The following is a 336-nucleotide window of genomic DNA, read 5'->3' as shown; positions in this document are numbered from 1 at the left end:
ATATCTACACGCGAATAATGAACCCCACTAACGATGTGCTTGAAAAAAGAGTAGCGGAGTTAGAAAAAGGTATTGCGGCCTTGGCTGTGAGTGCTGGCAGTGCTGCCATTCATTACGCGATTATAACGATCGCCAGCAAGGGCAAGAATATTGTTTCAGTACCTCAGCTCTATGGCGGTACTTATACACTTTTCAAGCATATGCTGCCGAGCCAGGGAATTGATGTACGTTTCGCTGAAGATGATAAGCCTGAGTCCTTAGCAAAGCTGATTGATGAAAATACCGCAGCCGTTTATTGCGAGAGTATTGGTAACCCCGCGGGTAATGTTATCGATC

General features: G+C 45.5%; 1 protein-coding gene. It reads left to right on the top strand.

The window, feature by feature from the left end; translation table 11 throughout:
* Positions 1 to 336: PLP-dependent transferase (locus A3761_RS02935; protein WP_197472765.1), on the top strand; the 336-nt coding region annotated here is incomplete at both ends.

This window comes from Oleiphilus sp. HI0123, from assembly GCF_001635315.1.
Note: the sequence above shows the minus strand (reverse complement) of the source record. Positions and strands in the feature narration are given on the sequence as shown.